Source organism: Acidiplasma cupricumulans (assembly GCF_001402935.1).
In the GTDB taxonomy this organism is placed as follows: Archaea; Thermoplasmatota; Thermoplasmata; order Thermoplasmatales; family Thermoplasmataceae; genus Acidiplasma; species Acidiplasma aeolicum.
Genome location: NZ_LKBH01000091.1, coordinates 1 through 3,602 on the forward strand (window position 1 = coordinate 1; position 3,602 = coordinate 3,602).

Below are 3,602 nucleotides of genomic sequence, written 5' to 3' on the forward strand. Positions count from 1 at the left end.
TTAATACAAAGTATTTTATGCATGTAATAAAAATCCGCCGTTTTGATTTTTGATATTTATATCTCTCAATTAAAATAAAAATAGTATTATAAAAAGATTGAAACAATTTGTCGCAATTACTCTCAATACCGGCACTGCATCAGGAAAATCGAATTGTATCAAATGGAAAGAATAAAAACAATAGTTTTTATAAAAATATATTATAAGATTATTGGGGTTTTTGGGACAAAATGCGGGATTAATATTACAGGGAAAAAATAAATTAATGAAAATTTGTTTGATTATTTATAATTTGCATTATTGTATTTTTGAATATATTTTTATTAATTCCCTGAAACCAAGGTTTTTATAAAAATTAATGGCCATTGTGTTGAGGGATGGAAATTCCGCAGTTACCATGTTAATTCCACGGTCATTGACAACATCTGTAAATTTATCGATAAACTCCTTGCCAATGCCCTTTGAACGGAATTCTGGAAGCACATAAATTTCCCTTATTCTGGCCTCATATTTTGGGTCATAATATATTCTGAATATTATATCAGAAATCAAAATTCCAACAATCTTTTTATTTGATTCTATTACCAGTGAAATATGATTATCACGGTCATTAACTATTTTTTTTAATTTTTCCCTGATCTCCTGCTCATTATTTGATGACACCCTTAATGCATAATCAAATTCTGAATTTAATCTCTTGAGTCTTAACAGCAAGTCCATTGCCTGATCTATATCATTATCTGTCATTTCCCTGATCTTATAATCCATTTACTCACCATCCTTTTCATTAAACAGCTTTTTATAGATTTTTCTGTTTGAACCGATTATTTCTGTTGCAGTTTTTAAAAATCCCTCACGGGAATCAGTTTTCCTTGCAAGGCCCTCATCCACAGTTTTCCTTGCAACTGTTGCCGCAACCTCCGGGAATAAATTAAGGTCATCCATTGTTGGAACTATTTTATCATATGATATGTCACTTACATAATCGGCAATTGCCTGAGATGCTGCAACCATGACCCTAAAATTAACACCCTTAGACCGTGCATCCAGAACACCCCTGAAGACACCGGGAAAAACAAGGCTGTTGTTTATCTGGTTTGGAAAATCGCTTCTGCCTGTTGCAACTATTCTGGCGCCGGCACTTATTGCATCCTGTGGCCATATCTCTGGCAGGGGGTTGGCAAGGGCAAAAACAATTGGATCCCTATTCATGGATTTTATCCAGTCTGTTTTTATTGTGCCAGGCTCGGATTTTGAAGCTGATATTATAATATCAGCACCCCTGAATGCATTATCTGTATTCCCCCTGATTCTTTCCCTATTTGTTTCAAGCGCAATGTGGTATTTCCAGGGATTTTTTAACATTAATGAATCTATATCCTCACGTTCCGGCTCCAGAATTCCATGGGAGTCTATAACAACCATATTTTCCTTTTTAAACCCTGCAGCCTCGAAGAGATATATTGCCGCAATGTTGGCCGCACCTGCACCATTAAATACAATCCTAACATCCTCCTTTTTCTTATTAACAAGCCTTAATGAATTAATAATTCCTGCAAGTGTTATTGATGCTGTTCCCAGCTGGTCATCGTGCCATACAGGTATATCCATCTGCTTCTGAAGATTTTCCAGCAGAAAGAAGCATCTTGGTGATTCTATATCCTCTAAATTATAGCCGCCAAAATAAGGCTCAATGGCCCTTGCAGCCGTTATAAACTCATCATTATTTTTAACATTTAACGGTATTGGTACAGCATTTACACCTCCCAGGTAATTAAAAAGCAGGGCCTTCCCCTCCATAACAGGTATGGATGCGTGGGTTCCAACATTTCCCAGGCCTAATACCCTGGTGCCATCTGTTAGTATGGCAACCGAATTCCATTTGCCTGTTAATTCATAAACCAGATCATCATTATTCTTAATCTGCCTGGATACCTCCGCTATACCTGGTGTATAAAGGGAAGAAAAATCGTCAAGGCTGTTTATTGGAACCTTGGGCAGTATTCTTATTTTCCCCTTATATTTTCTGGATATTTCCATGGCAATCTTATTATAATCGCCAGTTTTTTCAGAATCCCTCATAATCATAAAAATATATATACAATTATTATTAAAACTTTACCTTTAAACATATAAACATTTACCGTAATTTTTGAGAAAAAAATTAAAAATTTAGCTATTTTTTAAATTTTTGTATATTTCCATTTTACAGCTGCAGTTTTCTATATTACACGAGTTTATGGTAAATTGCGGGCACATGTCAAGTTTATAAGGATATGAATTTTTAACAGCTGATTTTATATCCTCAATTTTAGTAAGGCATAAATTTATAAGTTTTTCATTATTAAATATGATCTCATGCACAATTACCGAATTGTTAAGTTTTGGGTAGACAATAATTATTAATCCAGAATTTATATTCCTTTTTGCGCATATTACAGCAAGCTCTGAATAGTATGTATCAGGTATATTGCTTGTATAAACAGAATTATTTATCTTTAGAATATATGGCACAATTGAGGTTTCATCGTAAATGTTTTTTATCAAATATTTTTCATAACCTGATAGCCCAAGTGTATTTACCGAATTTTTTAATGCATATTCCTGTGAGGATATTGCAAGTGCAGATGTTTCTATGGCATCCATCATAAAAAATTTTATATTATTCTTATCATAATTAAACGTTGATTTTAATCTATTCTCTGCCTGTATCTCCCTGTCATTTCTTATCCTATGGTAATATCTCCTTGGATATATTAAATCGATGTTCCTTATATCCAGCCTTGTATTCTCAATGGAATAATTATTTAAACTATTCTCAAGTTCCCCATCCTCTGATATATTAATTGAATTAATTATCCATTTATCATCCTTTAATTTTAATTTACTGCAATTGCAGACATTATTTTCCTGAAAAGGGCATCCATGCGTAAAATAAGTGCATCTTGGAAAATTTGAAATATCATCATTATACAGGCCACGCTTTATTAAATCAATTCTGTAAACCATCTCATTTATTATATTATCCCTGTTTTTAATATGAATTTTATAGGCATAAAAATTTCCAGACGAGTAAAAAACAAGATAGTTTATGTCACTGTAATTTTTATTTAAAACTGAGTAAAATAACAGCTGCTCAAGGTCGGATAAATAATCTTTATAAAGGTCTTCAATTTCTATGTTTTCCCTGCTTTTAAGCTTAAATTCAATAACCGAATTATTTATCATAAAATCAATTCTGCCAACAACATTTAAATTAAGATGGGAGCCGTTCACAGGTATTTCATAACCCGAAAAACCATCCATCTGCTCGAACCAGCCCCTGGCCATGAAATGGTATTCCTCACCAAGCTTCATTCTTAAATATATGTCATTGCCAATTTCGATTTCCTTGTATTTTCTTGAATAATATGAATTGACTGGATTTATCAGGTCTGTTACATATAAGTAATCCGGAACATCAAAAGTTTTCTTTTTTATACTGTCCTCCAGTATTTTTGTTATATTATGATTAATATTGTCAGATATTATTGCCTCCTTAACACCCTGCAGAAGCTGCATAAACTTAAAGTGTTTAACTTATTAAAAACATTTCCTCATAA

At 32.8% G+C, this 3,602-nt stretch carries 3 protein-coding genes; all 3 read right to left on the bottom strand.

Annotated features, from left to right (window positions below; genetic code table 11):
* Positions 1-297: 297 nt before the first annotated feature.
* Positions 298-768 carry a GNAT family N-acetyltransferase gene (locus AOG55_RS02900; RefSeq protein ID WP_048101280.1) on the bottom strand — a complete coding sequence of 157 codons (471 nt, stop codon included), beginning with the start codon at positions 766-768 and terminating at the stop codon, positions 298-300.
* Positions 769-2,088: an NAD(P)-dependent malic enzyme gene (locus tag AOG55_RS02905; RefSeq protein ID WP_055032577.1), complete on the bottom strand. Its 1,320-nt coding sequence runs from the start codon at positions 2,086-2,088 to the stop codon at positions 769-771. It abuts the gene before it with no gap.
* An 84-nt stretch (positions 2,089-2,172) separates the two neighbouring features.
* Positions 2,173-3,561 carry a hypothetical protein gene (locus tag AOG55_RS02910; protein ID WP_055032578.1) on the bottom strand — a complete coding sequence of 463 codons (1,389 nt, stop codon included), beginning with the start codon at positions 3,559-3,561 and terminating at the stop codon, positions 2,173-2,175.
* Between the last annotated feature and the right edge of the window lie 41 nt (positions 3,562-3,602).

What these genes read in the sequence shown, in the direction of transcription:
- AOG55_RS02905 (WP_055032577.1), bottom strand. Translation starts at nt 2,088, where the DNA reads ATGATTATGAGGGATTCTGAAAAAACTGGCGATTATAATAAGATTGCC.
- AOG55_RS02910 (WP_055032578.1), bottom strand. Translation starts at nt 3,561, where the DNA reads ATGCAGCTTCTGCAGGGTGTTAAGGAGGCAATAATATCTGACAATATT.
- AOG55_RS02900 (WP_048101280.1), bottom strand. Translation starts at nt 768, where the DNA reads ATGGATTATAAGATCAGGGAAATGACAGATAATGATATAGATCAGGCA.